The following is a 2414-nucleotide window of genomic DNA, read 5'->3' as shown; positions in this document are numbered from 1 at the left end:
GCGGCGTCAGGGCCGCATTACCGTGAGACACGAGAACCTCCTGGGCTCAGAGCGGTGACTTAGACAGCTCCACTCTGGCCCGGAGGTTCTCGCTCTGTCAGGGACGCCAGATCAAACAACGTCCCTGGGCACTACACCTAGTCGGCCCCGCCGCCCGCGAACACCTCGGGGTGGCTCGCGAGCAGTCGCCGCGTGCGACGGATGTGCCCCTCGATGACGTGCTCGGCGGTGTCGAGGTCGGCGTCGCGCAGCGCCGTGACGAGCATGTGGTGCTCGTCGTGCACGATCCGCTGGCTGTGCGCGTCGATCATGAGCGTGTACGCGCGGCGGTATGGCTGCGTCGTGCTCCAGAGCCGGCGCACGAGGTCGCCGAGCACGAGCGTCTCGGCGCCGGCGTACGTGCCCCAGTGAAACCCGCGGTCGAGCCGCAGGAACTCCTCGACGTCGGTCGTCGACGCCATGCGCTCGGCGAGCGACTCGAGGTGGTCGAGCGCCTCGGCCGTCAGGTGCGGGGCCGAGTAGCGCAGCAGCAGTGGCTCGACGCGCTCGCGGGTCTGGTAGACCTCTTCGCACTCGGCGAGGCTCAAGCGCGACACCCACGCGCCGGCGTTGGCGCGCAGCGTGATGATGCCGTCGGCCTCGAGGATCTTGAGCGCCTCCCGCACCGGCACGCGACTCGCCCCGAACCTCTCGGCGATCTCCTCCTGGCGGATGCGGCTGCCGGGCGGGAACTCGCCGCGCACGATCGCGTCGCGCAGGGCATCCGCGACCCGCATGCTCGCGTTGCCGTCGCGCGTCGCCGGTGTGGGCGGCGACGCGGGCGACGATGCGGCGGATGCTGCGCTCATGCCGAGGGATCCCTCGGGTCCCACAGCCGAACCTCTGAGCTCGCCTCGTAGGCCTTGCCGTTCGGGTAGCTCACCAGCTCAAGCTGCATGCCCCACGGCGAGAGGAAGTACACCCACCGCTGACCCTCGCTAGCGCGCGAGCTCGCCGTCGGCTCGCCGAGCACGCGCACGCCGCGTGCGCGCAGGTAGGCGACCGCGGTGTTGAGGTCGTCGACGTAGAAGGCGAGGTGATGCCCGCCGATGTGGCTGTTGCGGGGCTGCGGGCTCTGCCCGTCGGCGGGCTCCCACTGAAACACCTCGAAGTTGGGCCCGTGGCCGCAGCGGAAGAAGCGCAGCTCGCGCATGACCGACCGCGGGTGCACGTTGAGGTGCTCGGTCATCCAGTCGTCGTCGCGCTCGAACGGTCCGAGCGAGTACACGACCTCGCAGCCGGTCGGCCGCGGACTACGTCGGCCTCATGAACGCCGCACTCGCCCTGCAGGACCCGGTGCTCGTCATCGAGCACGTCGACCTCTACAACGAGAAGGACGAGGTCATCGACGGGGACCTCGACTACATCATCCCGCCGGGCACCGCGGCCGTCCGCCGCGAGGGCAGCGAGATGACCGTCATCAGCTACCTCTCGATGGTCAGGCACTGCGCCGAGGCGATCGAGCAGACGGGGGCGGATGCCGAGCTCATCGACCTGCGCTGGCTCGACCGGGCCTCGCTCGACTGGGAGACCATCGAGGCGAGCGTGAAGAAGACCAACGCCGTGCTCATCGTCGAGCAGGGAGCCCGCGGCACGTCCTACGGCGCATGGCTCGCCGACGAGATCCAGCGGCGCCTGTTCGACTGGCTCGATCAGCCCGTCCAGCGCGTGACCGGCGCCGAGTCGTCGCCGTCCATCTCGCGCATCCTCGAGCGCGCGGCGATCGCCCGCACCGAGGAGGTCGTCGAGGGGATCGAGACCGTGCGGCGCAACGCGGGGGGAGCAGCCTGATGTCGACGACCATCCGCATGCCGAGGCCGCCGTCCAGAAGTGGCTCGTCGCCCCCGGCGACGCGGTCGCGGTCGGCCAGCCGTTCGCCGAGATCGAGACCGAGAAGGCCGTCGTCGAGTTCGCGGCCGAGACCGCGGGCACCGTGCTCGAGCTTCTCGTGGGGGAGGGCGGCTCGATCGACGTCGGCGCCCCCATCGCCATCGTGGGTGAAGCGGGGGAGGTGGCACTTCCCGCGAGCCCCGCAGCGGCTCCGGCCGCTGAGGAATCCGACGGGGCCGCTCAGGCGGCCCCGTCGGATCCCGAATCCGGCGCGCCGGTCGAGGAGGTCGCGGCCCCGGCCGTGGACGCCGCGGCGACCGCCTCGAGCGCCGCCGGCGCAGCCGGCCCCGTCGCGGAGCCGACCCCGGCATCCGCCCCGAACGACGGCGGCCGCCGCTTCATGAGCCCGCTCGTGCGCCGCCTCGCGCGCGAGCACGGCATCGACCTCGCGGGCGTCACGGGCTCCGGGCCCGACGGCCGCATCGTGCGCCGCGACATCACCGCGCTGCTCGGGGGCGGCGCGCAGCCCGCGGCCGCGCCCTCGG

4 protein-coding genes and 1 pseudogene are annotated in these 2414 nt (G+C 72.1%); 3 read left to right on the top strand and 2 right to left on the bottom strand.

The features are described 5' to 3' along the window. Nucleotides 1-137: 137 nt before the first annotated feature. Both Q7T15_RS01965 and Q7T15_RS01960 read right to left on the bottom strand, forming a co-directional pair. Nucleotides 138-848: a GntR family transcriptional regulator gene (locus tag Q7T15_RS01965; protein WP_304692751.1), complete on the bottom strand. Its 711-nt coding sequence runs from the start codon at nt 846-848 to the stop codon at nt 138-140. After that, complete coding sequence (locus Q7T15_RS01960) at nt 845-1267, bottom strand: VOC family protein (protein ID WP_304692750.1); 423 nt, start codon at nt 1265-1267, stop codon at nt 845-847. The genes Q7T15_RS01965 and Q7T15_RS01960 overlap by 4 nt, the downstream gene beginning before the upstream one ends. Before the next feature lie 38 nt (nt 1268-1305). Here Q7T15_RS01960 and Q7T15_RS01955 point away from each other — a divergent pair, with 38 nt between their 5' ends. The 3 genes and pseudogenes from Q7T15_RS01955 to Q7T15_RS01950 form a co-directional block, all read left to right on the top strand. Further along, nucleotides 1306-1830 carry a transketolase C-terminal domain-containing protein gene (locus tag Q7T15_RS01955; RefSeq protein WP_304692748.1) on the top strand — a complete coding sequence of 175 codons (525 nt, stop codon included), beginning with the start codon at nt 1306-1308 and terminating at the stop codon, nt 1828-1830. A gap of 82 nt (nt 1831-1912) precedes the next feature. Next, a pseudogene (locus Q7T15_RS12315) lies at nt 1913-1972 on the top strand (hypothetical protein); the annotation flags it as partial. Next, nucleotides 1973-2414, top strand: a 442-nt coding sequence (locus Q7T15_RS01950) for an E3 binding domain-containing protein (RefSeq protein WP_304692746.1), incomplete at its 3' end; no start/stop codon positions are given. It lies immediately after the preceding pseudogene.

The organism is Microcella sp. (assembly GCF_030645145.1).
In the GTDB taxonomy this organism is placed as follows: domain Bacteria; phylum Actinomycetota; class Actinomycetes; order Actinomycetales; family Microbacteriaceae; genus Microcella.
Note: the sequence above shows the minus strand (reverse complement) of the source record. Positions and strands in the feature narration are given on the sequence as shown.